At 42.2% G+C, this 26,081-nt stretch carries 27 protein-coding genes; 24 read left to right on the forward strand and 3 right to left on the reverse strand.

The features are described from left to right. Positions 1 to 146 precede the first annotated feature (146 nt). The 24 genes from QL229_RS07475 to QL229_RS07590 all read left to right on the forward strand — a co-directional run bounded on the left by QL229_RS07475 (position 147) and on the right by QL229_RS07590 (position 22,779). Positions 147 to 443, forward strand: a complete 297-nt coding sequence (locus QL229_RS07475; RefSeq protein WP_253039588.1) for an ArsR family transcriptional regulator — start codon at positions 147 to 149, stop codon at positions 441 to 443. 1 nt (position 444) lies between these two features. Further along, on the forward strand, positions 445 to 1,020 hold the full coding sequence (locus tag QL229_RS07480; RefSeq protein WP_029773185.1) for a phage protein Gp27 family protein: 576 nt from the start codon (positions 445 to 447) through the stop codon (positions 1,018 to 1,020). After that, complete coding sequence (locus QL229_RS07485; RefSeq protein ID WP_281546682.1) at positions 1,020 to 2,711, forward strand: hypothetical protein; 1,692 nt, start codon at positions 1,020 to 1,022, stop codon at positions 2,709 to 2,711. Before QL229_RS07480 ends, QL229_RS07485 begins: the two co-directional genes overlap by 1 nt. A gap of 134 nt (positions 2,712 to 2,845) precedes the next feature. Continuing rightward, positions 2,846 to 4,369 carry a hypothetical protein gene (locus QL229_RS07490; protein ID WP_281546683.1) on the forward strand — a complete coding sequence of 508 codons (1,524 nt, stop codon included), beginning with the start codon at positions 2,846 to 2,848 and terminating at the stop codon, positions 4,367 to 4,369. After that, a complete protein-coding gene (locus QL229_RS07495) occupies positions 4,356 to 5,192 on the forward strand; it encodes a hypothetical protein (protein WP_029773182.1) in 837 nt (278 codons plus the stop codon). Before QL229_RS07490 ends, QL229_RS07495 begins: the two co-directional genes overlap by 14 nt. 9 nt (positions 5,193 to 5,201) lie before the next feature. Continuing rightward, positions 5,202 to 5,432: a hypothetical protein gene (locus QL229_RS07500; protein ID WP_281546684.1), complete on the forward strand. Its 231-nt coding sequence runs from the start codon at positions 5,202 to 5,204 to the stop codon at positions 5,430 to 5,432. A gap of 175 nt (positions 5,433 to 5,607) precedes the next feature. Continuing rightward, entirely contained in the window at positions 5,608 to 5,835 is a 228-nt protein-coding gene (locus QL229_RS07505) for a hypothetical protein (protein WP_281546685.1), read from the forward strand. A gap of 90 nt (positions 5,836 to 5,925) precedes the next feature. Beyond that, positions 5,926 to 6,231, forward strand: a complete 306-nt coding sequence (locus tag QL229_RS07510) for a hypothetical protein (RefSeq protein WP_281546686.1) — start codon at positions 5,926 to 5,928, stop codon at positions 6,229 to 6,231. 90 nt (positions 6,232 to 6,321) lie between these two features. Then, entirely contained in the window at positions 6,322 to 6,831 is a 510-nt protein-coding gene (locus QL229_RS07515) for a hypothetical protein (RefSeq protein WP_281546687.1), read from the forward strand. An 11-nt stretch (positions 6,832 to 6,842) separates the two neighbouring features. Beyond that, entirely contained in the window at positions 6,843 to 9,104 is a 2,262-nt protein-coding gene (locus QL229_RS07520; RefSeq protein ID WP_281546688.1) for a hypothetical protein, read from the forward strand. A 68-nt stretch (positions 9,105 to 9,172) separates the two neighbouring features. Continuing rightward, positions 9,173 to 9,550 (forward strand): hypothetical protein, encoded by a 378-nt coding sequence (locus QL229_RS07525; RefSeq protein ID WP_281546689.1) that lies wholly within the window; start codon positions 9,173 to 9,175, stop codon positions 9,548 to 9,550. After that, on the forward strand, positions 9,550 to 10,056 hold the full coding sequence (locus QL229_RS07530) for a hypothetical protein (protein ID WP_281546690.1): 507 nt from the start codon (positions 9,550 to 9,552) through the stop codon (positions 10,054 to 10,056). Before QL229_RS07525 ends, QL229_RS07530 begins: the two co-directional genes overlap by 1 nt. Next, a complete protein-coding gene (locus tag QL229_RS07535; protein ID WP_188730622.1) occupies positions 10,049 to 10,495 on the forward strand; it encodes a hypothetical protein in 447 nt (148 codons plus the stop codon). Before QL229_RS07530 ends, QL229_RS07535 begins: the two co-directional genes overlap by 8 nt. A gap of 9 nt (positions 10,496 to 10,504) precedes the next feature. Next, a complete protein-coding gene (locus QL229_RS07540) occupies positions 10,505 to 10,642 on the forward strand; it encodes a hypothetical protein (protein WP_281546691.1) in 138 nt (45 codons plus the stop codon). Beyond that, the gene (locus QL229_RS07545; protein WP_253039571.1) at positions 10,639 to 11,550 is read left to right on the forward strand and encodes a phage tail tube protein; all 912 of its coding nucleotides are present in this window, start codon (positions 10,639 to 10,641) and stop codon (positions 11,548 to 11,550) included. The genes QL229_RS07540 and QL229_RS07545 overlap by 4 nt, the downstream gene beginning before the upstream one ends. A gap of 35 nt (positions 11,551 to 11,585) precedes the next feature. Continuing rightward, a complete protein-coding gene (locus QL229_RS07550; RefSeq protein ID WP_281546692.1) occupies positions 11,586 to 11,909 on the forward strand; it encodes a hypothetical protein in 324 nt (107 codons plus the stop codon). A 170-nt stretch (positions 11,910 to 12,079) separates the two neighbouring features. Continuing rightward, the gene (locus QL229_RS07555; protein ID WP_348649176.1) at positions 12,080 to 12,247 is read left to right on the forward strand and encodes a hypothetical protein; all 168 of its coding nucleotides are present in this window, start codon (positions 12,080 to 12,082) and stop codon (positions 12,245 to 12,247) included. Continuing rightward, positions 12,234 to 15,173, forward strand: a complete 2,940-nt coding sequence (locus tag QL229_RS07560) for a tape measure protein (protein WP_281546693.1) — start codon at positions 12,234 to 12,236, stop codon at positions 15,171 to 15,173. Before QL229_RS07555 ends, QL229_RS07560 begins: the two co-directional genes overlap by 14 nt. Before the next feature lies 1 nt (position 15,174). After that, positions 15,175 to 15,639: a hypothetical protein gene (locus QL229_RS07565; RefSeq protein WP_281546694.1), complete on the forward strand. Its 465-nt coding sequence runs from the start codon at positions 15,175 to 15,177 to the stop codon at positions 15,637 to 15,639. 1 nt (position 15,640) lies between these two features. Continuing rightward, on the forward strand, positions 15,641 to 18,826 hold the full coding sequence (locus QL229_RS07570; RefSeq protein WP_281546695.1) for a hypothetical protein: 3,186 nt from the start codon (positions 15,641 to 15,643) through the stop codon (positions 18,824 to 18,826). A 38-nt stretch (positions 18,827 to 18,864) separates the two neighbouring features. Then, the gene (locus QL229_RS07575; protein WP_281546696.1) at positions 18,865 to 19,356 is read left to right on the forward strand and encodes a DUF1833 family protein; all 492 of its coding nucleotides are present in this window, start codon (positions 18,865 to 18,867) and stop codon (positions 19,354 to 19,356) included. Next, positions 19,357 to 19,752, forward strand: coding sequence for an NlpC/P60 family protein (locus QL229_RS07580; RefSeq protein WP_348649178.1), 396 nt, complete (start codon positions 19,357 to 19,359; stop codon positions 19,750 to 19,752). Next, complete coding sequence (locus tag QL229_RS07585; RefSeq protein ID WP_281546698.1) at positions 19,736 to 22,225, forward strand: host specificity factor TipJ family phage tail protein; 2,490 nt, start codon at positions 19,736 to 19,738, stop codon at positions 22,223 to 22,225. Before QL229_RS07580 ends, QL229_RS07585 begins: the two co-directional genes overlap by 17 nt. A gap of 17 nt (positions 22,226 to 22,242) precedes the next feature. After that, positions 22,243 to 22,779, forward strand: coding sequence for a hypothetical protein (locus QL229_RS07590; RefSeq protein WP_281546699.1), 537 nt, complete (start codon positions 22,243 to 22,245; stop codon positions 22,777 to 22,779). Positions 22,780 to 23,279: 500 nt separating this feature from the next. On the opposite strand, the gene QL229_RS07595 is transcribed toward QL229_RS07590, so the two are convergent. The 3 genes from QL229_RS07595 to QL229_RS07605 all read right to left on the reverse strand — a co-directional run bounded on the left by QL229_RS07595 (position 23,280) and on the right by QL229_RS07605 (position 26,023). Further along, a complete protein-coding gene (locus tag QL229_RS07595) occupies positions 23,280 to 23,996 on the reverse strand; it encodes a hypothetical protein (protein WP_281546700.1) in 717 nt (238 codons plus the stop codon). A 91-nt stretch (positions 23,997 to 24,087) separates the two neighbouring features. Next, the gene (locus QL229_RS07600) at positions 24,088 to 25,365 is read right to left on the reverse strand and encodes a LysM peptidoglycan-binding domain-containing protein (protein ID WP_281546701.1); all 1,278 of its coding nucleotides are present in this window, start codon (positions 25,363 to 25,365) and stop codon (positions 24,088 to 24,090) included. Positions 25,366 to 25,483: 118 nt separating this feature from the next. Further along, a complete protein-coding gene (locus tag QL229_RS07605) occupies positions 25,484 to 26,023 on the reverse strand; it encodes a hypothetical protein (RefSeq protein ID WP_281546702.1) in 540 nt (179 codons plus the stop codon). Positions 26,024 to 26,081 lie beyond the last annotated feature (58 nt).

Below are 26,081 nucleotides of genomic sequence, written 5' to 3' on the forward strand. Positions count from 1 at the left end.
TGAGCATGAACTAGAGCTTTGGAGTGTACTTTGTTTGGTAATCGCTGGGTTCTTTTTTTTCATGTACGTGTGTTTTTGGCTTGTTTTTGCGTTTGGCCAATTTGTTATTGCGTTTATTTATGAGCGCTTTTTTAAGGGTGAGGACAATGAAAAACCTATTTGATGCTGATCAGCGTTTAGTTATTTTGCGCGCCTTAAATGAGGCGGCAGGCTATAGCGCTAACTGCAGTATGTTGAGTTGTGTATTAGCAACCTATGGCCACAATATTAGTCGCGATAGAGTGCGTGCCCATATGCGCTTTTTAGAAGATGTGGGTTTGCTCACTATTGATGTGGTGGGTGATAAAACCTTGGTTGCACGGATCACTGAGCAAGGCGCTGATGTTGCCACTGGCCGTAAGTCGGTTGACGGTGTTAAGCGTCCAGCACCAGGAGGCAACTAACATGGCACGCGGCAATAAGATTGAGCGCTTACCTGAGCATATACGTGAAAACCTGCGCGAGATGCTAGGCACTAAGCAATACACTTGCCAGCAAATTGCCGATGCGATTAACGACGAACTGGCGAACATAAGTGGTGAGCAAACCGATGTTGAGTCAATTGATGACAATACGGTTTGGCGTGAAAAAAAGCGTATTGAACAAATTAGCCACGATATTAAACAAAGCCAAGCTTATGTTGAGGCGCTATCGAAACAATGCGATTTATCGAGTATTGGTGATACTGGCCGAGTGTTAATGAACCTACTGCAAAGCGCTGCATTTAAAACGACCTCTAATTTAATGAGCCAAGAAGATCCGATTGATCCTGAAACGCTTGGTGATTTGGTTTTAAGTATTAGCCGGTTGCAACGCAGTGCCAACTATAACGCTGACTTAGAAAAACAAATTGCTGAGAAAGCCCGAAAACAAGCGTTAGCCGAGGCACAAGAGCAAGCTGAAAGTGCAGCTAAAACGGCAGGTTTAAGCTCTGGCAATATTGATTTAATACGCCGTGCCATTGCTGGGGAGCGTTTGTAATGGCAATGGACACACAAGAGTTAACGTCGATTTTATTACCGTACCAGGCTGAATATGTTTGGGACCAGTCGCCCGTTATCATTTATGAAAAGTCGCGCCGTATCGGTTTAAGTTGGGGCGAGGCTGCAGCGAGTGTGCTTGATGCTGCGGCAAGTAAAGCAGCTGGCGGCATGGATTGCTGGTACATCGGTTATAACAAAGACATGGCCGAAGAGTTTATTCGTGACTGTGCGAACTGGGCTAAAAGCTTTAACGAAGTGTGTGATCACGTAAGCGAAGAGATTATTACTGATGAAGGTAAGGATATTCTTACTTATGTAATTCGCTTTGCCAGTGGCTTTCGAATTATTGCGCTGAGTTCCAGACCATCAAACTTACGTGGTAAACAAGGCCGCGTGATACTTGATGAAGCTGCATTCCACGATAATTTAGATGAACTTATTAAAGCCGCTTTTGCCCTGTTAATTTGGGGCGGTAAGGTGCGCATTATTAGCACCCATGATGGTGAAGAAAACCCATTTAACTTACTCATTAAAGAATGTCGCGCGGGGAAAAAACCATACAAGGTTTACCGCACAACATTTAGAGAAGCGCTAAGCCAAGGCTTGTATAAGCGCATTTGTGCCATGAAGGGCTTAGAGTGGACTCAAGAAAAAGAAGATGCCTGGGCGCAAGAAATATACGACTTTTATGGTGATGGTGCAGCAGAAGAACTTGATGTGATCCCAAGTGCAGGTGGTGGTGTTTACATTAATCGTATGCTGGTTGAACGTTGCCAGCATCCAGATAGCAAAGTCGTTCGCTTAGAAAAGCCTGATGATTTTGTTACGAACCCTGAGCGTACTCGCATAATTGATGATTGGCTGAAAGACACAATTAAACCGTTAATTGATGCCATGCCAGGTAAACGAACTGTGTTTGGGCAAGACTTTGGCCGAAGCGGTGACTTAAGTGTGCAATGGCTTATGCAGCAGGAAAGCCCTACTAAATATCACACGCCATTTTTAATTGAGTTAAGAAATATTCCGTTTGACTGCCAAGAACAAATTACCTTTTACCTGCTCGATAATGTGCCGCTGTTTTTTCACGGCAAATTTGATAGCCGAGGTAATGGCCAATCGTTGGCAGAAAAAGCCATGCAACGTTATGGCGAAAGCCGAATTGATTGCGTGATGTTATCGCGGCCTTGGTACAACCAATTTTTCCCTAAATATAAAGCTGCACTCGAGAGCAAATTAATTACCGTGCCTGAGAGTGAAGATCTAGTGGCTGATCATCGGCGCGTTATTTTAGATAAAGGCCAGCCAAAAATGGATGATGGCCGCGACAAAGGCAGTGATGGTAAATGGCGACACGGCGATACTGCTGTTGCGGGTGTACTGGTAAATGCAGCGACTTTGGAAGAAGGCGAGCCAGCTGCAGGTGTTAATGTGCCTAAAGCTGAAAACTCAATGAATACTCGACCATCTCGCTTGCAAGGCCGAACACGTGCAGGCGGTTTGTTTAGACGAGCAATTGGCTATTTAGCTCCAACTACCAAAGTAACACTTCAGTACTTTAACGGCTCTGAATGGATATTTATTGGCAACTTTAGAAATGAGCAACTTGCTTGGATTAGTTTAGGTGGCGATGACTTCAACTATCGAACCATAAATGAAAGTGGCCAAGTACTAACAGATAAGTCTGGGTAAAAATCAAAAACTAAGGGTGACGCTCTCAGAGCGATTTTAAGCGTTTGCAATGTGTTTTGAGTGCCATTGCACGGAAAATTTTATTTAGCGCCGCCTAGGCAAATGTAAAAGATTTACAAAAGGGTTAAAAAGCTATGTTTGGTTCAAAAAAGCGCAAGGCAAAACAAGAGGCAGAATTTGCAGCAAAAGTTGCTGCAATTGTTACTGAAACAATTGCAAGCAACACTGCTGCAAATGAATCAGCTACCACATTTAAAGAAGCAGCAGGTGCTATGGCTGGCTCAATTGATGCTGATGACCACTTATATTCAAAGCTCTCTGGTGATTCTAATCGTAACTTAAGTGGGCCAACACGCGCGCGTATGAACAAAATAGCGCCTTACCTTTGGCAAAGTAACATGATTGCTAACCGCATTATTGAGTTACCGCTCGCGTATTTATTGGCGGAAGGCGTAAAAGTCACGAACGAGGATGAAGACTATCAAGCCGTCATCGATGCATTTTGGACGCACCCAATTAATAACATGGCTATTAAACTTGAAAAGAAAGTGCGTGAGCTGTCGATATTTGGCGAGCAGTTTTACCCTGCTTTTGTTAATCCGCTGAGTGGCGAAGTGCAATTAAGCTACCTAGACCCTGCCCATGTTGAGGAAGTTATTTACGACCCACGCAACCCAGAGCAACCAGTTGGTGTAAAAACCAAGCGTATGACAAATGGCCGACAATACATTTATAGAGTGGTCATCAATGGCCCAGAGTCGGTGTTTACCAAACAAACACAGCGATTACGTGAAGGTTTTAATGATGGCGATATTTTTTATTTTTCAATTAACAGCTTTTGCGCCCACGGACGGGGCAACTCTGATTTAACTGCGCAGTGTGATTTTTTAGATTTATACGACGACTTTATTTTTGGTGAAGGCGATCGTGCTGAAAACTCCCGGGCGTTTGTGTGGGATGTTACGTTAAAAGGCGCTGACCAAAATAAAGTAAATGAACGAGCTGCACAAATTGAAAGCAACCCGCCAAGACCAGGCTCAGCGAATGTGCATAACGATTCAGAAGAATGGAAAGCAGAAAGCCCCAGCCTAGGCTCTGGCGACACCGAAGCCTTAGCCAAATTATTTAGAAACCACATGCTTGGTGGTGCGACTATGCCACCAAGTTGGTTTGCTGATGGGGGGGATGTTAACCGTGCGAACGGCGAAGCCATGGCCGAGCCGACATTTAAAATACTTGCTATGCGCCAGCGCTACATTATTTACATGCTGCACGAAATAGCGACCTTTGTTATTCGTCAGTACTACACAGCAACCATGGGCATTGAGCCAGACCGCATGGTTGAAACTGATGTGTTTAAGTCAAAGGTGGTGATGCCAGAAATGACTGCCAAAGATATAAGCCGTTATGCTGCGGCACTGCAGCAAGTTGTGGTAGCGGTAAACCTTGGGATTACACAGGGCATTATGACCGAAGAAACGGGGTTAAGTGTGATTGCATCAATTGCGGACCGATTAGGTGTTGAGATTGACCCTGAGCAAGAGCTTATAAACGCGCAAGCTGCTATTGCCAAAAAAGCGAAAGACCAGGTAAAAGCCGACACCTTTAACGAGTTTGATGGTGCAGACGATGCAGGCGTAGATGATGACACCGAGTGAACGCACCAAGGCCTTTAATAAAGCCCGTACAGCACAGCTCAAAGCGCTACTTAAAAATAAGCAGGGGCTTTGGGATTCGCTGTTGCGATTGCTTGAGCTTGCTGAAGAAAACACGCAAACCATTTTACAAGGACAGCCGACAGATTGGCAGCAATGGCATTATGGCAAGTTGCAGGGGCAAATTAACCAGGTGATGCTTGAACTGGGTGAGCGAAGCGCTGCACAAATTAAAGCTTTTTCACAAACCACATGGGTGGCAGGTATTAATTTAATTGATGCGCCACTTAAAGCCGGCGGTGTAACGGTAAATGCTATGACGCAGCTTTTACAGCATCGTCAACTTGTGGCCATTGATAATTTTATGGTTGACCGAATTAAAGACGTGTTAAGCGGTAAGGCTGATTATATTCGATCGCAACTTGGGCTTGTGATGATGGGGGCGCAAGATAGCGAAACCGCTAAAAAAGCCATAGCAGAAAGTTTAGGCGAGAAAAAAATGTGGCGCGCTAAGGCGATTGTAAACACTGAGCTTAGTCGCTTGTATAACACAGCAAGCCATATGCGCATGAACGAAATTGGTGATGCAGTACCAGGCATGGAAAAAGAGTGGCGTTTAGGTCGGCGTAAAGAACACCGCGTTAGTCACTTGGCCGCAAACAATACTCGCGCTGCAGCAAATGAACCTTTTACTATTGGCGGCATTAAGATGATGCACCCTCATGACCCCAAAGCACCGGCAAAAGAAACAGTCAATTGCAGTTGCTTTACGGTACCCGTGATGAAGCACTGGGAAGTTGATCCGAATCTGACAGTAAAAACTTAGGCAAAGGTAATGATTTTTTTACGAAGGTTGTTGGCATTGGCCATAAGCGAGAAGGTTATTATTAAAGCGCCAGATGCGCCGCATATAGAAGATGTTATTTGTCGCGCACGATTTTCTGAAACCATCTCCGTTAGAGCTAATTGGTTTGGTAAGCCGCTTGTATTAAATGCTGATGGTTCAGTAATTGGTTTACCAACCGAGTGGAATGCTTACTGGGAAAAGTTAGAGGATAAAGCATGATCATGTTTGCATTTTATAAGGTTAAACCACCTAAATTCTTTGCGATGAAAGAGCAAGCTGGCTATACGCGTTTTAACATATGGAAATTCAATTTTATATGGATGGATAACACGCGAGCTTCAAATATGTTAACGACTGAAACACAGTCAACGTTTATTAAAGTGAGGAAACAGAAATGACACTATTAATTTTATATGCGTATTTATTTATAGGGTTTGGTTTTGCTTTGGCATCGTGGTTAGAAGCGGCCTCTACCAATGTTAAAAGTAAAAAGAGTGTACCGGCCTTTTTTAAGGTTGGGACTATTTTTATTTTGTGGTGGCCGTTCATTGCTGTTTACTGCTACCGTGCCTATGTAAAACGAACGGTACCACCTATCGATTGGGATGCGCTTAACAAATAAGAAAACGTGTTTGATTATGATGGCAAGGTCGTTATTATTTTAAAGGGACTTTTATTATTTTGAATTAGCCATCATAAGGACACGTTAAAAATGGACCAACTAGAAAGAATTTGGCAACAAGTATTAAAAAATAAAGATTCGGCAGCGGCATTACTAACACTTATAAATGAACATAGCGATTTACTGTATTTGTGGAAAGAACCTCGCTTTGAGAGTGAACCTCAACAATACCATGTAAAAATTATTGAAAAGTTAGATAACCCGTTTAGAGATGAAGACGATGCATTGTTTGATGAATACCAGCCTATTTTGATACCCGATATTGAAAACGACCTTACTGATTTAATCGAGAAAAGCGGCGTTAAACCCATGGACTGGGGAAATGAACTCACTTAATTTTCCTAAAACCCTTTAATTTAGCCCTTCAACAAAACCCCTTACCTTAAAGACTCATTAGCCATATTCACAACCATTGAGGGCAACATAATGAGTCTTTTTGCTTTACTTACTAAAGGCCATGCTGTTTTAGAAATTGCATCTAAAGCGCTTGAGCTATACGAAGAAGTCGTTGACTTAGACGACGATAATAAACCTAAAACCGATGAACGTGGCAACACGCTTACCAAAAAACAAACCCGCCAAGTTAAGCCAGATGAAGTGTTCGACTATAAAGTTGAACGCGAAACAGGCGTTGTTAAAGCGTTAACTAAAGCAGGCCAACGTGTTGAAGGTGTACTTGCTGTTGCAGACCTTGCTAAAGCGGTACTTGCCAGTGATGGTGAGAATACCAGTGAGCTTGCACACGCCTCTGATGATGCTGCTCAAGCATTGCTAGCTAAAGCAGAACAAGAAGCGGCAGCAAAGGCCAAAGCTGCCGCTGATGAAGCAGAAGCTATTATTGCCAAGGCCAAAGCAGAAGCTAAAGCACTTTTAGAGCAAGCTGAAAAAGACGCTACAGCAACAAAAAAAGCGCCAGCTAAAGCTGCGGCTAAGTAAGGGGCTAAATTATGTTGACCCTTTTACCAACAGGAACCGGCTTTTTAGGCAATCGCGCATTTGTTGAGGCTAAATCATCTGATTATCACGATGTGATGACGCTTGTGACTGCAGAGCTGCGTAAGTTGCTGGCAACTAACTCGCGTGATAGCTGGGTTGATATTACAGCTTTTTATGCTGACAAAGTGGTTGTTCGTAAAGATGGCCGCTACTGGGCATACCCTTATGCGGTGAGTGAGTTAAATCAGGTGACGTTTGAAAACGCCATTGAAGTCGTCAAAGAGTACAAGCCCTCTGACGTGGTTAAGTTAACAGAAGCCTGGTATGACGAAACTAAGTTTATTGAAGCCAGTAATGTTAAACCTAGTAAGTTTTTAGTGACCTTGATTGAGGTGGGTAAAAGCTTAAATGGTGTTGACTATCCTGCCCACGTTCTGCGTGAAGCAGCCCCTTTGTTTAACGGTGCTAAGTGCATGGTTAAGTCTGATGACGACCATCTTAAAGGCACTGCCCAACACTTTAATAACCTGATTGGCCAGTTCAGCAATGCACAATTTGTTGAAGGTGTTGGCGCAGGTAAAAAAGGTGCACTGCAGGCTGATTTAACTGTGCTTGAAAGCTCGGGTTATGCCACTAAATTGCGCGAAGCCGTTGATAACAATATGCAAGACCTGTTTGGTTTAAGTATTGATGTGGACGGTACGGCCTCTGGTAAAAAGGGCAGCCGCACAGCTAAGAAGTTCCTCAAAGTTAATTCCGTCGATTTGATCATGGTACCTGGTGCAGGTGGTCGGATCGTGTCATTTAAAGAAGCTCATAATCAAGGCAATGTCATGAATGAACAACTAATGCGCCTACTCGAAGCGCTTAAAAAATCGAACCCTCAGCTTGCAGCATCTGTGACAGCTGAAGATGATGAAACAGCCATTGTGCAATTAACTGAAGCACTGGCTAAACACGGTGCCCCTGATGCAGGCCAAGGTAAAGGTTTAACACTTGCAGACGTAAACAAAGTGATTGCAGACAGCCAGCGTTTGGTTGAAGCAAAGCAAAGTGCTGTGGCTTTAATTAATAAGTCGACTTTGCCAGACGCCGCCAAAACGCGCTTGGTAGAAAGCGTGCAAAGCAGCGAAGACGTAAGCACTGATAAGGTGCAAAAGCTGATTGATAATGAGATTAGCTATTTAAGCAAGTTTACTGAGTCGGGCAAAGTGAACATGCCTGAAGGCGCGCAATACTCCGATAACCCAAGCGGTGTAGAGCTGCTTACTGCACTATTTGATCCGGCTAATAAAGACGTAGTGAGCTTAAAAGAAGCTTACATTGATTTGACGGGGGATAAGCACTGTACAGGTCGTTTAAACGACTGTAGCCGCACGCGAATGGTCGAAGCACTTGATAGCGATAGCTTACCTAATGTGCTGGCCGATGTTGTAAACCGCCGAGTAGTTGAAGTGTATGGCAGCTTAGAAAAGTACCAGCTATGGCGCAAAGTATTCCGTGTTGCTACTGCGACTGATTTTAAAGATCAGAATGTGACTGAATGGGGTGGCTATGGCGACCTACAAGAAGTACTTGAAAGTGGTGCTTACCCAGAACTTGCGAAACCTACCGATAGCAATGCGAAGTATCGCGTTAGCAAAAAAGGTGGCTTAGCAACCATTACTATGGAAATGATTAAAAATGATGACCGCAACATCATTACGCAAATTCCTAATAAGCTGGCTCGTGCCGCTGCGCGCACACTTAGCAAGTTTGCGTGGGATTTCTACCTAAACAACCGCAATGCCCCAGATGGCAAAGCACTGTTCCATGCTGATCATAACAACTTGTTTAGTACAGCACTAAGCCAGGAAGAGTTAATGGTGCATTGGCGCGCCATTATGAATCAGCAAGAGCTTGATACAGGCGAGATGCTAGAAATTGAGCCAGCGTTCTTGTTGTGCTCGCTGGGTAATGTAGATGCAGCCTTTGACTTGTTCCAACGCATGCAAAATAACGACAAGGGTTTTGCGCAGCAATTAAACCTTGAAATTCTGCGTGTGCCTGGTGCGACTGATCCAAATGATTGGGGCTTAATGACCGACCCTAGTGAGCTTGCCAACTTTGAAATGGGCTTTTTAGACGGCATGGAAAACCCTGAGATTTTCACACAAGACATGCAAAACGTGGGCACTGTGTTCACGAACGACCAAACCACAATGAAGATGCGCCATATTTATGGTGGTCAGTGTACTGACTTCCGTGGTGCGACTAAAGCGCTGGTTCTTTAATTCCTTGGTTCCTCTGGTGATTAGATGACACGGTTGCGCACGGATGCGCTTTATAAGGTGTTTTAACTATGTATGCAGACAGACTCCCAGCTTATGTACAAGACCAAGCAGGCATTTTAAGCGCTGATGAAATTGCCAGTGCCTATGCCGATATGCTGGCGAAGTACCAAAAAGATACGGGTATCGATGAGATTGCTGCAGAGCATGTGGATGCCTGTTTAAAACTCGCAGCGGCAAGCTGCATTGATAAGTTGGCCACGTATTACGCCAACGATGATAACAGTACGATTTCAAGCGATAGCGTTGACCACGGCACTAAAGCCGACAGTTTCAGACGCATCGCCAACGGTTACCGCAGCCAGTATGCGGCGGTTGTCGTTAATGACAATAAAAGCAGTGCGCATGGTAAGGCTGTGCAACTGCCTAAGCGCCAACGGTTGCGCTAATGCCTGTGCGAATTACAGCAAAGTGCTTTGATGCATTGACTGAGCTTTGGCAGCACTCACCAGCAATGGTGCAAGAGCAGCTCTCGAGCGCAATGAATGAGTCGGTGGCTTACGCACAGTATCAAGTAGTTAGTAGAACCCCTTTGGGTAGCGGCGATGGTGGTCATTTAGCCGCCAGTATTAATAGTGAAGTTTTAATAAACCCAGCTGTGAGTATTGGTTATGTAGGTACTAGCAAGCTTTACGCTGAAGCCGTAGAGCTTGGCACTAAACCACATATGCCACCAATTGAACCCTTAGTGAATTGGGTTGAGGCGGTACTTAGCCTTGAAGGTGATGAAGCAGAACGAGTAGCGACATTGATTGCATTGAAAATTAATGCGCGTGGTACGACTGGCAAGTTGATGTTTAAAGAAGGGCTTGAAGCCAGTGAGCCATATATACAGGCACGGTTTAACGAAGCAATGAAGTTGATGATTAATAAGTTGGGTGGCGCAAATGCTTAACCAGGTAAGAACGGCGATTTTGAATGTGCTCAATAGTGCGAATGTAGGCACCTTTTATAAAAAAGAGCGCTTTAGCAAAAACACTCAAGAGCTAAAAGCCATGTATGCCCAAGGTGATGGCATTAGTGGCGGGTATATCCGATTAAAGCGCCGTAAACGCCAAAACCCGTACGCCACTAGAACAACGGTTACTTATACCTTTGATGTGGTTTTTTTAAAGAGCTTTGTAGATGACGAAGATAGCCAAGAGCACTTTGAAAATGCCATTGAATCTTTAGATGACGCATTTGCAGGTGATCCATTACTTAATGATTTGGTTGATGACCTGGACGAAGGCGACGACACAGGGCTGATTTTAGATGACCACTCGCCAGTGATGTTCTGTGGTGTGTTGTGTCATCAGGCGCGTATGCGTTTAACAGTGAATGTAAGTAGTTAGGAGAGCAGCATGAACGAAAAGCCAAGCCAAGGCGGCAGCTATATAAAAGACGCCAAAGGTAAGTTGAAGCTCGTGGCCAGAACACAGCCTGAGAGCAAAGCTAAAAAGCAAGCGAACAAAGTTGAAGACAAAGGTGCAAGCAAATGAAATGGTCACAAACCAGCCTGTTAGCGGCAATTGAACAAACGTATGGCACGTTGCCTGGTGCAATGCTTGCCATGCTAACTAAAGATATTGAGCTACGCCCACTTGAAGGTGAGGAAGTTGAGCGCGGTTTAAATACGCCTTACTTAGGCGCTGAAGAAAGCATGTTTACGAATGAATATGCGGGTATCAGTTTTAAAGTTGAACTGGTAGGCAGTGGCACATTAGGCGTTGCCCCAGCGTGGGGGCCATTAATGCGCGCCTGTGGTATGGCTGAAGTTATTGTGGCTGATACCAGTGTTGAGTACACACCTATTTCAGATGCACCTGAATCAGTGGCTATGCACTTTCAGCTTGGCCGTAATAAGCACACTTTGTTAGGTGCACAAGGCAATGTGAGTATTGAGCTTGAAAAAGGCATTCCTTATTTATCGTTCGATTTTAAAGGCCTTTATGTTGCGCCTGAAGATAACGCATTACCAACCGCCGACTTTAGTGCATGGCCTAAACCTATTCCGCTGGGCGCAGGACGCACCACTGACTTTTTATTACATGGCTTCGAAGTTGTGCCGTCGAAACTTAGCATCGATGCAGGCAACGAAGTGGAGTTTGATCCAACGCTTACTACGGCAAAGATTGAGTTTTTAGACCGCGCAATGTCTGGTTCGGTCAATATTGCTGCGCCTAATGTGGCTGATATTGACTTTTTTACTCGAGCAAAAGATTCGACAACCGGCAATCTGCAAATTAAGCACGGCCCTGCAGGTGGTCACCGCGTAACGATTAGCTGCCCTAAAGTGCAAGTGAAACAGCCTAAGTATGTTGAGCGCACTAAAAAAGCAGAGCTTGAAATGGCCCTAGCTATTTTACCGCAAACAGGCAATGACGAGTTTAGCCTGTTACTTGATTAATTCGTTTTAAAACACTTTTACACCAGGAGAAAACAATGGCTTTTTCAATTGTGACAATGCAGAACGTGCAAGTTAAGCAGCCCGTTAAGTTTACCTTTGATGGCAACAGCCACGAGTTTACCGCTGAATTTAAACTACTTGATGATGACGCAAATGAAGCGCTTGCCGAAAGTGGCGACCACGAAATGATTAAGCGCGTGCTAGTTGACTGGGGCGATGACTTTGTTGATGAAGGTAATGAGCCATTGCCATTTAACGATGACAACTTAGCTAAATGTTTAAAAGTGAGTTGGTGGCGAACTGCTGTGCTTGATGCCTATTTTGTGGCTGTAGCTGTGGCTGGCAGAAAAAACTACTAGAGGCTGCCCGCTATTGGGTAGCCGACGAACACCCCGACACCAAACATTTACTTGAAGTTTTAACCCAGCAAAAAGCACCCAAGGAAGTCATTGACCAAGTAAAAGCGCAAAACAAAGAGAAACATTTTGATTTGTACAGCTGTAATGCTGAAGCAGTAAATGCGTTTTTAATGGTTGAAACACAATGGCAAGGAGAAGGACGCGGCCTTGATTATTGCAATGCTGAAGTCGCTTGGCGGCTAGCTGAGTTAAACATTACCCCTGATATTTTTAAAAAAATTCAGGTGTTAGAAGTAGAAGCAATGAACGCAGCACGAGAGCAGCATGAGCAGATATAACTTAAGTTTAAAAGTACTGTACGATGGCAAAGCAATTAGCCAGGGTACGCGTACGAATACAAACGATATACGCTCGTTACAACGACAAGCGCAGCAGCAAGTTGCGCAAAATCGTGCGCTTGAGTCTAGTAATAATAGTGTTGCCCGCAGTTATACCAGCCTTGCCACTGCTGTTGGTGGCTTTATGGCTCTTAATTTTGCACAGCAGCAAGTGCAAAACATTGGTCAGATCCAACTACTTAATGCCCGTTTGCAAGGGCTAACCACATCAAGCCAAGAATACGCCCAAGTGCAGAATTACTTGATAGCAACAAGTAATAAGCACAACCAAGTGTATTCAACAATGGCTGATAGCTACAGCAAGTTATTAACTCTGCGAAATAGCGGGATTGTTACCGATACTGAAAGTAAGCAATTGCTTGAAGGCATGAGTAATGTAGCTAGTAAACTGGGCGCTGATTCTACTCAATTAGGGCAATCACTTTATGGTATGGCTCAAGGTTTTAGTGCAGGCACTTTGCGTGCAGAAGAACTTAACCAAATAACAGAGCCTTTACCTGGTTTATTGCAAAGCTTAGATAAAGCGGCGGGCCTTGTGTCTGGTGGATTTAGGCAAATGGTTGTTGATGGGAAAGTTAGCAGCCAGTTCTTTAAAGAAACGCTTATTAAGGCTTTTGATGATTATGAAGGCGCAGCACAAAGAATTGCAGGTACTATTCCTGCGGCGCTTAATCGAACTCAAACAGCCTATGAGCAATTAGTTAATCGTATTGAGCAGCCTGTTAGTGCAGCACTAGTGCCAACAATTGATACGGTGACAAGTGTTTTAAAAGAGCTAACAACTAATCAAGAGCTTGTTGAAGACATAACAACTGCAGCTACTGCACTGGCTACTGTTATTGGTGGGCGTTTAGCTTCAAGCCTTGCTGCCAGTGCTGCGGGTTTTGTACAAGCAAGTATTGCTGAGGCCCGTTTATTACAAGAGACAGTAAAGCGCACTGCTGCTGATGTACTTTCAGCAAAAGAGACAGTGAAGCGAACTGCGGCTGAAGTAGCCTCAACTCAAGCTTCACTGAGAAAAGCCCAGGTAACGGCTAAGTTAACGGGGAGTATAATAGCTCTTACAGCAGCTGAAGCTAACGCTACAAAAGCAACTCTTGCGCACTCAGCAGCTGAAAAAAATGCAATAGCTACAAAGGTTGCCCACGCAGCTGCAGCACGTAATGCCAATATAGCGCTTAGAGCTTTAAGTGGCACGATGCGTTTACTCGGTGGTCCTGCAGGTTTAGTGATGTTGGCTGCTTGGGGGATTTATGAGTTTGCGAAATCAAATGAAGAGGCCACGCCAAAGACGAAAGCCCTTGCTGATAATGTATATGACCTAAGCGCTGCATTTGACTCTTTGGGTAATAAGAAAGTAACGACTCAGATCCGTTCTAATCAAAATCAAATTAATAAATACACAGTTAAGATCCAAGAAGCGTACGAGAAAATTGCAGAGCTTAAAAAACAAGAGGAGTCTGCAAGTACAGGCCGTGCTGCATCTGCTTATAGTCGTCAGATTAGAAGCCTTGAAAGTTATATTAAAAATCAGGCTGCTTTACGTGCTGAACTTTTAAATAGTAATTCAGAGTTAGCTAACTTTGAGGCTAATTTAGGTAAGGTTAAATTTACAGCGCCGACGGAACCTAACAAAAACCCTGAGCAAAGCTCGAGTGACCTTTCTGCTTTTCAAAAAGCGAATGCCTCTTACCAGCAGCGCTTAGCCTTGCTAGGTAAAAACACTGAGCTTGAAAAACTTAATTATGAAATTGCCAGCGGTAAATACGCCAAGTTATTACCCCAGCAACAACAAGAACTGCGTAACCTTGCCAGCTTAATTGATGAAAAAAACAAACAAGCGGATATTGAAAAAGACTTTACGCAGTTAACAGAAGACCTATTGACTGAAGAAGATCGTATTCGTCAGTCTTATACTCGTCGTACAGAGATAGCTAGAAATGCCCTCGATGAGCAAGGCAAAGACTCTGCTCGTTATGCTGAAATTGAGCTACAGCTTCGCCAGCAACGTGATGCCGCATTAGAAAAACTTGAATCAGACAAACAAGCGCGTGAAATACAGCGCCAGAATGAAGCCCGCCAACGTGAAGACCAAATTCGTCGTGATAGATATGAAACTGAAATTGCTGAGTTGCAAGGGTTTCATAGCCGTATTGAAGCTGAAGAGGCTGCGCATGAAGACCGTAAACGCGCTGTTCAACTTAGATATGCAGGTAACTATGGCCAAGTAGTCCAGCAGTTCGTTGATTTTGATCGTGCCAGTGGTAATGACCGTGTTGCCATTGGTTTAGAAATTGGTGAGAACCTAGCTGGCCAATATGCAACGCACAGTAAAAAGGCTTTTAAAGTTCAGCAAACACTGAATATTGCTAAGGCTTTAATGAGTACCTATACAGCTGCAGCTGCGGCACTTGAATTGGGGCCAATTGCTGGACCAATTGCTGCGGGTGTGATTACTGGCCTTGGTTTGGCTCAAGTTAAATCTATAAGAGATCAAAAACCACCTGGTTTCCAATATGGCGGTTACACCAATAGTAACAAGCTGATTGAGATTGGTGAGCGCAATACGCCTGAGCTTGTAGAGCTAAATGGTAAACATTATTTAGCGGGCGGTAATGGTGGCCGTGTGTTTAACCCTAGCCAAATGAAAGCGGCAGGAACTGCCGGCACTGCAGCAGGAGCAACTAACGTAAATGTAGTAATAAGACTTGTTGAAGATGCAAGCCGTGCTGGCACATACGAGAAAAACCGCTCAGAAAATGGCGACGAACAAATTAACCTATTTGTTGCTGACATTCGAGGTGGTGGCCCTATGTCTGAAGTGTTAGAACGCACTTATCCAAATATGCAGCGCACGGGAACCTAAGATGATCAATTTCCCAAGTTTGCTGCCTTTACCACGTTTAAAAGATGCAGCTTATAAACGACAACCAAACATTCTTCGGACAGAAATGAGCACTGGCCGAGCACGCCAGCGCCGTAAGCATTTAAGTGTACCAACTCATATGGAAGCAACTTGGCGCTTGAGAAAAGACGAAGCGACAGTGTTTGAAGGTTTTGTTGATCATGGAGTGAATTTAATTGACTGGTTTTTGATGGATATTTTAACGCCTCGAGGCGTTGTTAAGCATCATGTGCGGTTTATGAAAGATCCACTAGAGAACATGAAACCAATAAGCGCTTTGGTGTGGCAATACCAGGCGCAGATTGAAATTAAAGAATATAAAGCAGCGAGTGAGGAAGAGGCGGCTATAAATGCGCTAGCACCGAACACGCTAGAAGAGTTTGTGAATGGTGTTCAAAGCGCCTTGAGTACATATCAGGAGAATTAAAGTGGCCAAGTCATTTTTTAGTTTAGTTACAGAGCTTGAGACCTTACTTGGTCAGTTGAATACTATTTTATCAGGTGATGATGATGAAACAGTACAAGTTAATGGCATAACAAAAGATAGTATTTCAAAGGCTATCAGAGACAAGTTTTCAGCAATTCAAGCTATGGTTCAAGGTAGATTAGCATTTGAAACTAAGGCAGAAATGGACGCCGCTGGTGCACCAGCGAATGCTGCTCTAGCGGAAGTTTGGAATGATCCTGACCCATTAAACAGTGGTTTATATGGATGGAAGGATTCGGCTTGGATTAAAAGCAACTTTAGTACTGCATCAAAACAATTTGATAAATTTGATATTGTTAATGCTGTAACAGCAAATGCGGTCTGGGAATTTGTCAAAAATGATATTTTAAAAATTGACTCAAAAAACCTCGTTGACAAGTCAGAGATTCGTGCTGGCTATTATTATAGCCCTGGTCTTAATAAAATATTTATATCCGATTCATATCGTGTAAGTGGCTTTATCCCTGTTGAAGAGGGAAAAACTTACGTGCAATCTGGTGGTGATGGTATTGGAGCGGGTGGTTACTTTACATCACGACAAGATGAAGCGGCAGTGGGTCAAATACAAGGCAACCCATTTACAGTTCCCGTAGGTCAGGGAATTAAATATGTTGCTATTAATATTACAGGTAATTGGGATGAAGGTTTTGATGAAACATTTCAACTAGAGGAAGGCACTGACAAAACTGAATACTCTCCATACCAACGTAGGTTACCTCTTGCTGCAATTGAGAATAGTCAAGAACTGGCCACTTTTGATTTTATCGAACAAGCACTAATTTTGTTTTCTAAGAACTTGCTTGATATAGATAAAACTCAGTGGACTAAACGTTTTTCTCCTGGTAGTAATAAGCTACAAAATGCAGACGGCACAAAGCTTGTTGCGAGTGACTTTATCCCTGTTGAAGAAGGAATGACTTATTCTATAGGTGGAGAGGAATACAGTGCTAACTCGTTAGTTGATTCGAAAATTGGTTTGTTTAATTCAAATGGATCTATAACAGCAATTTCAGAGTTGTCAGATTTCAAAATGACATTAACTGAAGAGCAGAATTATATATTCACTGTTCCGACAGGATATAATGTTAAATATGTTATTTTAAACTTATTTGTTACTGGTGACTTACCTTACAATACATTAAAAGGCAATGTTCAGTTTAATAAGGGAGACACGCCTTTTACGTATACAGCATATAATAAAATGCTGACCCTAAAACCAGAATCATTTCCAGATCCATCCTTTTTTTCAGATGATGACTTCATTTTCAAAGTTGGTAGTCACAATCTAATTAACCCGATGCTAGTTGACTATGTAAATCGTTATTCATCAGGAGCTAAAGCTTTTGTACCTGATGGATTAGGTATCGCATGTAGTGAAGCAATACCAGTGGAAGAGGGGGAATGGTATGTTGCTTCTGGCGATGCTATTTATGGTCAAGGTGGTTACTTATCTGGGAAGCAGCTTATTAACACAAACGTAGTTGATAATATTATTTTCGTAACTCCAGTATCTGGCATTGGAAAAGCTTTTCTCGTTCCGTTAGGGATGGGGATTACGCACGCTGTCTTAAATCTACATAAATTCAACAACGCACCTGAAAGCACCTCACTTAATGGTAATGCTCAACTTGAAAGAGGTGAAGTTCCGACAAAGTATGAGAAATATCAAAAAAAGACGACAATAAAAGAGGAACTTTTACCTAGCAAAGCTACTGCCCCTGTAAGCGCAACCCTTAATCCAGATGCTTGGTATAAATTTGTTGAGGCTGATAATGGAAGTTATCTATCTGAGAAGCTACCTGTTTTCAGGAAGCATTGGTTAAAACGTGATAAAGATTTGGTTGTTGTTAATACAGGTACTTCTCTAACCGCGAGGTCAACAGAACACTGTACAGCTCATGATGACGCTAAATTTAGACCACCTTTAATGCATAGCAATAACTTCGCGTCACTATTTTGGGATAAAGTTCGTTGGGACCTACAACAATATCGACGATATGACAGTGGATTTTTCATTGAAAATGGTAGGTTTTCTTTATCTTCAAATTTACCAGAGTGGGACGATGGTCCATATCGCAATGGTTTAACTAAGTACTCTCAAGATTTAGGAGCTTCGGTATCATTTTACGTGCCAATTAACGCTTGGCAGTTCAACTTTATATATCGAACCGATACTACTGCAACAGAAACCGCCAAGGTTACAATTGCAGAAGGCGACGGAAAAATGGAAGTTTTAAATGAAAGTGGTCAATGGGTTGAAGCAAATGGTTTTATATTTTCAATGCGTGAAGCTGAACCACAGCAACGTAGCGTAAGTGTTCCAAAGGCAAGTGATAACACTTATGTAAATAGAACTATAACATCCAAAGGAAATACAACATATCAAAAGCGATTAAAGATGCGTTGTAAATCTGCACTTATCGACAGTCGAAGTGAAGTAAAAAATGTGATTGTTAGTAACAGCGGTTCTGGTGGTCGCTTTATGTATTGGGGTGTTGAATGGTCACCAAGAGAGTACATGATAACGTACATCAATGCCGCTCGTGGCAGTCATAATACACAAGCACAAACAGAGCTTGGTCTTCCACGTTTTGCTGATAATGAAGTTTGGAGTTTTAAACCTGACTTAATGTTCTTTGAGTTGCCTATTCATAATGATGGAGCATCTGGCAGTAATAGCTATAGCACAGTTGATTATTGGGAACGCTTAACAAACCACTTTGTTTTTGATCCTAATTATGAATTAAGTATGAAAGAGCGTTCATCTTATTTTGGTTTGAATCCTGAAATAGCGATGTTTACAAGCTCAATTGCATGGAATTTTGGTGGCATTGATGATGATGGCTCACTTAAATTTAGCGAACAAGGAGATGGAAAAATATTAACAGCGCTGGATAAATTCACATTAGCTCATCAGTGGGTTATTGAAAATCACCCTGAAGTCATTTGCATAAATGCAGCTGAACGTTGGGTTGATGCAGCAATAGCTATTCATGGTGATTTAAAGAAAGCGACTGTGGCGAGTGGTAAAAATGGTAATACATTTACGAATGAGGGTAGCCACTGGAATGATACTGGTAGCAAGATAATAGCAAAGGCAGTTTTGCCGATAATTGACTTTAAATAAACTAAGTATCACTTGAATATTTCAGGAGTAAATCCATCATGAGCCAAGTACTCCAAACCCTTTACGCTAGTGCCCCAACGAATGACTTGCCAATTCATACATTAGAATTGCAAGCCCCTTCGTTTGGGGTGATCCGTGTTTGCTCTGGTTATGATGATGTTACCGCCGGAATTGAAGGTGGTGAGATGGTTGACTTTGAAGCTTGCACATTAGGGGTTTCTTTACCTGAGCGCTCAGTAAAAGGCCGCCAAGATTTACAGTTTCAATTAGACAATATCACTGGCCAGTCTTTACAGGTAGTTGAGACTGCATTTGAAGCAGGTGACAAGATAAAGGTAACTTACCGTGTTTATACAGCTAGCTATTTAGATGAGCCAGGCGAACAAGCACTCAAAATGACCGCAGTGAGTGTAAAAGCCAATGCTCTAAGAGTTAACGTTGTAGCATCGTTTAACGACTTAGTAAATGCAGCTTGGCCAACTGACCGATACACACCAGATTTTGCGCCAGGCTTAAAGTACTTTAGTTAAATGAACCATCTTAATGATTACATAACTGTCCCATATATTGAGGGCGGCAGAACAATGAAGGGACTAGACTGTTGGGGTTTAACTCGCCTAGTTCTTCATCATATATATAACCTACCGCTTTTTACTTCTTTTGGTCATGTTCGCTCTGAACATAAAGCAGAGTTTACAGGTGCATATTCACTCTTAGTTGAAAAGTTCGAGGTATGTGCTGTAAAACCAGGTGCGGTGATATGCGGTTTTACAGGTACAAACCTCGTGCATATGGGGGTGTGTGTTGACGTAGATGGCGAAATTCATGTGCTACATACATGTAAAAAACATGGTGCATCGTTTGTTAGAATAAGTGTTTTTAAAAGGCTTTTTAGTGAGGTTGAAGTGTATGAATACGCAGGTTGATATAAATGTATATCCTAACAAATTAGACCTTACTCTATTTGAGCCTTGTAAAGGTAATGAAGGTGAAACATTACATCAATGGCTTGTTTCAAACGTGCCTGATTATGTTGAGTCAGATACACCACTCTTTAGTGCTTTTATAAATAGTAGAGAAGTTCATCCTAGTGAATTTAAAACAACCACTTTAAATAGAGGTGATGATGTAAAGCTAATTGTTGAAGCTAAAGGTGCTGCAGCTATCGCTTATGCAATAATCGCTGTTGTAGCTGTGGGTGTAGCAATTTACGCGACTAACCAAATTCCTGATAATTACAACAGTACTACGCCTGATGGCAGCTCTATTTATGACGTCAATACTCAAGGAAACAAACCAAAGCTTATGGGAGTTATCCCTGAGAACGCTGGCCATCACAAGGTGTTTCCTGATTACTTAACTATGCCCCGCAAAGAATACATTAATAATGAACAATGGCTTTATTTAATGTTGTGCGTAGGTAAAGGCAGTTATGAGTTATTAGATGAGAATATCTTAATAGCAAATACTCCAGTTAGCCGTTATGTAGGCGATATCGACTATCAAGTTTTTGGTCCAGGAGAAGATGTTAGTGGTCATGAAGCACATAGAAATGTTTTTACATCAAGTGAAGTAGGTTCTACATCAGGTAGTGCTGGTATCGAGCTGAAAGGTAAAACAACAAATACAGGTGGTGAAAACGGTAGATATATTTACTCGTTTAAAGACGATAAGATTATTGTTCATTATGAAGAATTCGATGCTGAATTAAATAGGCCAATAAGGTTTAAGGTTACACCTCCTTTTGAACTAGATGAAATTTTATCTATTAGCAATACTTTTGAAGGGCAAAATGATGGTGATTATCGACTTATAACAAAGCATTCATTGGGAAGTCTTGTGCAGAAAGTGACTTCTTCAGGTTTTAGTGATAGCACTTGGCTTGAATTTATCGAAGAAACTAACTCAACTGCTATTGTGAGTGTTGAATATTTAGGTGGTGATGGTGAGTTTAGCGGCCCATTTTTCGCGTGTCCCGCTGGTGAGAAAACAAATAAAATTTGGCTGGATTTTAAACTGCCTCAAGGCTTAGGCGAGTTAGATGACGATGGTAATATTTTAAATAAAGTCGTTGAGGTTTGGATCGAATATAGGAATGAAAATACCAGTGTCTGGACATCGATGATCCACATATTTTCTAACAGTACAAACGATGAGCTCGGTGAAACTATCCCTATAAATTTGCCTTCTAAGATGAGGCCAGAAGTTAGAGTTAAGCGTTTCACGGCAGCTACTGATGATACTCGTATTTTTGATGATGTTTTCTGGACAGGATTAAAAGCCGAGTTAGCTAGCGCTACCAGTTATCCTGGAGCTACTACAATCGCAGTTAAAATTCGTGGTACTAATGCATTAGCAGGTTCAGCTGAGAATAAGTTTAATGTGATACCAACACGAATTTTACCTGTGTATGAAAATGGTGTTTGGAGTGAACCTAAGCCAACGACTGATATTGCTCCTTTCTTCGCGCACGTGATTCAAAGCGCCGGACATAGCCAAGATAAAATAGGTTTAGATGAGCTAGAAGCTTTGCATACTATTTGGCATAACCGGGGTGATGAGTTTAATGCCGTGTTTGATACTGGCAGTACATTATTTGCGGTTTTAAAAAGAGTCTTAGCACCTGGCTTTGCAAAACCCGTATTAGATTACGGTAAGATTTTACCAGTTCGTGACCAACCACGTACTATTCACAAACATATGTATCAGCCTGATAACTATATCGGACTATTAGAAAGAGATATAAAACTAATCGATGATGATGAGCATGATGGTATTGAAGTCGAATACTTCAGCCCTGTCACTTGGAAGTCTGAAACAGTGCTTTGTTTGTTACCAGGTGACTTGGGTATCAACCCAGATAAGATCCGTGCATTTGGAATTACAAACAGAGATAAAGCCTATCAATATGGTATGCGTGAGCGTCGAACTCGCCGATACCGTCGAACTACTTTTAACTTCACAACTGAAATGGATGCACTTAATTCGAGTTATCTTGATTACTGTGCACTAGCTGATGATATACCTGGTTACGAGCAGTCAGGAGTTGTTGAGTACATTATTGGTAATTCAGTATATGTAAATGTAGAACTAAAATGGCAAAGTGGTCAGTCACATGTATTGGCTCTTAGAAAACCAGACGGTACATTATCAGGTCCTTATACAGCATCAATAGGCTCAACAAGCAATGAAGTTGTTATAAATGAAGCGCTAGACTTTGAGCCTGTCTTCGATGGCTCAATAGAACCACCTTTATTTATGTTTGGCATTGCTAGCCGCTGGTGTAACAATGTATTAATAACAGATATTAAACCTTCATCAACTGATAGAGTAAAAGTTACAGCTCAGCGCTATGATGAAAGGGTTTATCTCGACGATGATAGTTTAGCGCCTACTTAACATAATAAGGAAATAGAATGGACGATAAGAACTTGATGATACGTGTGCTAGAGTGGGCTACAAAGCAAGAAAAGTTCACCTTCCAAGAGTTATGTGCAGCGGTAAACTTGAGCGAAGTTGAGCAAGATCAGCTGAAGCTATTAATTCATCATAAGTCGTTACTTTTTCATCGTCACAGTACTTTCATAAGCAGCGTGGATAAGCCTGATTCGAATATAGATATTTTTGCAAGCGCGGATGATCATTTCAAGTATCTAGAATATGTTGAGCTTCAAGAAGCTAGGGAGTCAGCTAAAGATGCAAATAAAAAGTCCTTGGTAGCGATTTGGATAGCTGTTGTCTCTATGTTTGGCTCAATTGGCTTTTCAATCGCTTCAATGGTTTCAGATATTAATGTTCCTGATAAGCTGTATGGCGCAATTCAAAGCACCAATCAAAATGTTCTAAATGAACTGGTAGGTGTCAGAAAAGAACAAACAGAACTCAACGACAAGTTAGAGTTAATAGAAGTTAAGAACGTGTGCTTAATTAATACAGATCCAACTTATAAATAAGCATCTAATTCTATTTAAATATGTTAAAGCTTATTCAAAATACTTAAAGCTTAAGTTTTCGCATTTTTCGCGATTTTCTACCGCGACTTTTCGCGGCTTGCATCACTTTCAGCCGTCAGACGTCAGTTGAAATGTGGGGTTGTCCTGTACAGAGTCGTCCTCATCACTCTCCTTGCTTACCCTCCAGGTAGGTTGGGTAGAGCGGAGCGAAACCCAACGAGTTAGCGAGTTGCTAGTTAGCAAGGGTAAAGTTGAATTGTTGGGTTGTTTAGTAGAGAGTCTCCCTCAGCAACAACCCCCGTAGGAGGCACTTCAGTGCCGAATTCAGACCAGAACAAACACATTCATGGCTAAAGCCATTCCTACAAGTACACTTTGCCTAGAACCTAGAACCTAGAACCTAGAACCTAGAACCTAGAACCTAGAGCCTCCGGTAGAGGAAGACGCAGCACCAAACACCCACACCGCGCAGCTGACGGCTGAAAGCTGATAGCTCGGTGTCACTCACACTGCTGTATTTCTCTCACATCGCCGCGGCCATCGCTTAGATAGCATTGTTCTAGCAACGAGCAGTAGCAGATCTCGGTTTTGATATTAAAGCGTTGGTCATTTACCTTGTCCCACTGAGTTGCATTGAAGCCTGTTTTCTTAAAACCAAAAAGATTAAGTTCAGCGCCTGAGGCTAATAATCGGTTATTACTAACGCCGGTATACAACCAACCAAATTTTTCAAAGAAATTGATCTCTGGCGATTCATTTTGCAACTTATTTAATTGCTCTTGGTAAGCATAGATGTCAAAGCAGCAGTCTTTTATTACTTTAAATATCTCTGTATACGACTTTTCATCATGGAAGAATTTTACGTATTTAATAATGGCTGGACCTGATCCTGAATTTTTAATGTTGATAGTGATTTCTTCATAATTTTTTTCTTCATTAAAATTCCCCGTCATCACTTCGAGCCATGGCCAGGTTGCGGCTTTTACTTGTCGTTCTGCGGCGCTGGCTTGCAAGTAAGTGGCATAAAAGGAGGCTGCGGAGATAATAATGGCACAGAGTGCGAGAAATAGGTTTAGCCGCTCGTTGGTAAACCATGCCTTGCGCTGGCTGCTGGCTGGTTGAGTGTTTTGCTGGGTGGTCTTTGTTTGCTCTTCAACGTTAGTGTCTTGTTCTGATTTAACTGTTGAACAGCTTGCGTCCTGTTGCTGATTATCCATAATTTTTAGTTGTTGTTTTTATAGACTAACAAAGATACAACTTTAATTGGATATATAAAAGAGACAGGGAGTAAAACTCCCTGATTTGATATTAACTATTTGAGATAAACACGGTGAGCTTTTCACCCACTCTTAAATTATCTCTTGAAAGGTTATTCCATTGTTTGAGTTTAGTGATACTGACTTTGTATTGCTTTGCTATCTTCCAAAGGCTATCGCCAGATTTCACCTTATACTCGATTTGTTGATCAGCCAATTGCGGCAATATCAGTTTTTGACCAATACGAATGGTGTTTGTTTTTAGGTTATTGAAGGTTTTCAGCTGGCTAACTGTTACTTTATAGTTCTTTGCAATCACACTTAAGCTATCACCGCGCTTTACTGTGTAATGTTGCCATTGGCTATAATCATTGCTCTTTTGATTAGCTAATAGAGTTTGATAACTTGCCTGCTGATCTTTTGGGACCACAATATGTGGCGCATCAATCACCGCGGGATATCGGATAACGCCATGGTTCAGCTCTTCTAGCTCTTGCCATTTCGCTTTGTCTGCCAAGATCACTGCACCAGTTACTGGTAAGGTCGCAATAGCCTGCTCATTCTTAATCGCAGGGAATATCATTTTTTGGTGTTTTAATAATTGTGCTGCGGCCAGTAGCTTAGGCACGTATTGTTTGGTTTGCGATGGTAGCTTTAAGCTAAAGAAGTCCGTCGACTTACCTTGTTTTTTATTACGAGCAATTGCCTGTAATACACGTCCTTCACCAATATTGTAAGCAGCAATAGCATGATACCAATCGCCATCAAAGCGTTTATAAAGGTATTCCATAAAATCCAAAGCTGCGCGGGTGCTGTCGATCACATCTTGGCGACCATCATACCAAGGGGTAATTTTTACTTTGAAGTATTTGGCGATTGAGGGGGTGAGTTGCCATAAACCCGATGCATGTTTGTGCGAATAGGCACTGGCATCAAAATCGCTCTCTATAAGCGGCATTAGAGCGAGTTCTATTGGTAAGTCACGGTTTTCTACTTCTGTGACGATATGATACAAATACGGCGCTGCACGGCGGCTTATTTCTTCCATGTAATTTGGATGAGTAAGGTACCAAGCAATGCGCTTTTGCACATCTGGATGACTTGAATCGCTAAACTGTAATTGAATGCGAATACGCTGCCATACGTCATCAAGTTCACTTGGTTTTAGCGGTGTCACCGCGTCTACTTGTTTTGTTTTAGCTTCTGCAACCACAGTGCCTGGATTTGCCTTAATTATTGGCTTCTTTTCAGGGAGAGACTCAGGGGCAGTCTGACAGCCTGTTACAATAAGAGAAACAACAACAAGGCCTAAAAATCGATTTAAAAACACGTATTAAAATACTCCGTTAACTTAGGTGCGGGTAAACTAAAGCGCCTAAGCTTAACATAGGGTGAGCTAAAAATGACCATTAGATTAACAGCTCGCTAACTTACTCACCCAATTGAAATTAAAACGAAATACTAACTTGTAACCCAGCGTAACCATGGTTTTGTGCTTCCCAATAACGGCTGTCTATTTCTCGGGCTCTGGCATAGATCTCTATTCTGAATGGCTTTGAGTCCACGCCCATACCCACACCAACATAGCCATCAATATTATTGTGGTCGTCATCATAGCGGTCGCTATAATCATGGTCTTTTCGGTCGTCGTATACAGCAAGCTCAATTAAATCTAAGCCCACTTCGCCATAGACAAAAAAGTCACTGAAATAGCCAAATTTGATGCCGCTATCTAAGGTTAGAAATGTCTCCCGATCACCTTTTTTAGTAAATACTTCTGCTGAGCCTAGTGCCGTTGTAAATGCTGCGCCAAAATTACTGTAGTTATTTTTAGCCATAAATTCGATGCCGGCTGAGGTGATTGAATCAGTACTATTATGCTCTGATTTAACAAACAGGTTCATATCTGGGCTGTCATAAATACCAGCAAAGCTTGTAGCAGGAATGAAGGCAAGTGATGAAAACAATGCTAAGGCGAGATACTTCATATTGGTTAGTCCATTAAACGTTAATGGGTACATGATACCAAACGGCGCCTTAGCAAAT

This window comes from Pseudoalteromonas sp. PAR1 (assembly GCF_947311895.1).
In the GTDB taxonomy this organism is placed as follows: Bacteria; Pseudomonadota; Gammaproteobacteria; order Enterobacterales; family Alteromonadaceae; genus Pseudoalteromonas; species Pseudoalteromonas lipolytica_C.

Excerpts from the sequence above, each read along its gene's own strand:
- QL229_RS07505 (WP_281546685.1), top strand. The coding sequence starts at position 5,608 with ATGACACTATTAATTTTATATGCGTATTTATTTATAGGGTTTGGTTTT.
- QL229_RS07595 (WP_281546700.1), bottom strand. The coding sequence starts at position 23,996 with ATGGATAATCAGCAACAGGACGCAAGCTGTTCAACAGTTAAATCAGAA.
- QL229_RS07560 (WP_281546693.1), top strand. The coding sequence starts at position 12,234 with ATGAGCAGATATAACTTAAGTTTAAAAGTACTGTACGATGGCAAAGCA.
- QL229_RS07530 (WP_281546690.1), top strand. The coding sequence starts at position 9,550 with ATGCCTGTGCGAATTACAGCAAAGTGCTTTGATGCATTGACTGAGCTT.
- QL229_RS07540 (WP_281546691.1), top strand. The coding sequence starts at position 10,505 with ATGAACGAAAAGCCAAGCCAAGGCGGCAGCTATATAAAAGACGCCAAA.
- QL229_RS07495 (WP_029773182.1), top strand. The coding sequence starts at position 4,356 with ATGACACCGAGTGAACGCACCAAGGCCTTTAATAAAGCCCGTACAGCA.
- QL229_RS07525 (WP_281546689.1), top strand. The coding sequence starts at position 9,173 with ATGTATGCAGACAGACTCCCAGCTTATGTACAAGACCAAGCAGGCATT.
- QL229_RS07580 (WP_348649178.1), top strand. The coding sequence starts at position 19,357 with ATGAACCATCTTAATGATTACATAACTGTCCCATATATTGAGGGCGGC.
- QL229_RS07575 (WP_281546696.1), top strand. The coding sequence starts at position 18,865 with ATGAGCCAAGTACTCCAAACCCTTTACGCTAGTGCCCCAACGAATGAC.
- QL229_RS07590 (WP_281546699.1), top strand. The coding sequence starts at position 22,243 with ATGGACGATAAGAACTTGATGATACGTGTGCTAGAGTGGGCTACAAAG.
- QL229_RS07490 (WP_281546683.1), top strand. The coding sequence starts at position 2,846 with ATGTTTGGTTCAAAAAAGCGCAAGGCAAAACAAGAGGCAGAATTTGCA.
- QL229_RS07500 (WP_281546684.1), top strand. The coding sequence starts at position 5,202 with ATGATTTTTTTACGAAGGTTGTTGGCATTGGCCATAAGCGAGAAGGTT.
- QL229_RS07605 (WP_281546702.1), bottom strand. The coding sequence starts at position 26,023 with ATGAAGTATCTCGCCTTAGCATTGTTTTCATCACTTGCCTTCATTCCT.
- QL229_RS07565 (WP_281546694.1), top strand. The coding sequence starts at position 15,175 with ATGATCAATTTCCCAAGTTTGCTGCCTTTACCACGTTTAAAAGATGCA.
- QL229_RS07480 (WP_029773185.1), top strand. The coding sequence starts at position 445 with ATGGCACGCGGCAATAAGATTGAGCGCTTACCTGAGCATATACGTGAA.
- QL229_RS07475 (WP_253039588.1), top strand. The coding sequence starts at position 147 with ATGAAAAACCTATTTGATGCTGATCAGCGTTTAGTTATTTTGCGCGCC.
- QL229_RS07510 (WP_281546686.1), top strand. The coding sequence starts at position 5,926 with ATGGACCAACTAGAAAGAATTTGGCAACAAGTATTAAAAAATAAAGAT.
- QL229_RS07520 (WP_281546688.1), top strand. The coding sequence starts at position 6,843 with ATGTTGACCCTTTTACCAACAGGAACCGGCTTTTTAGGCAATCGCGCA.
- QL229_RS07585 (WP_281546698.1), top strand. The coding sequence starts at position 19,736 with ATGAATACGCAGGTTGATATAAATGTATATCCTAACAAATTAGACCTT.
- QL229_RS07485 (WP_281546682.1), top strand. The coding sequence starts at position 1,020 with ATGGCAATGGACACACAAGAGTTAACGTCGATTTTATTACCGTACCAG.
- QL229_RS07545 (WP_253039571.1), top strand. The coding sequence starts at position 10,639 with ATGAAATGGTCACAAACCAGCCTGTTAGCGGCAATTGAACAAACGTAT.
- QL229_RS07515 (WP_281546687.1), top strand. The coding sequence starts at position 6,322 with ATGAGTCTTTTTGCTTTACTTACTAAAGGCCATGCTGTTTTAGAAATT.
- QL229_RS07555 (WP_348649176.1), top strand. The coding sequence starts at position 12,080 with ATGGTTGAAACACAATGGCAAGGAGAAGGACGCGGCCTTGATTATTGC.
- QL229_RS07535 (WP_188730622.1), top strand. The coding sequence starts at position 10,049 with ATGCTTAACCAGGTAAGAACGGCGATTTTGAATGTGCTCAATAGTGCG.
- QL229_RS07550 (WP_281546692.1), top strand. The coding sequence starts at position 11,586 with ATGGCTTTTTCAATTGTGACAATGCAGAACGTGCAAGTTAAGCAGCCC.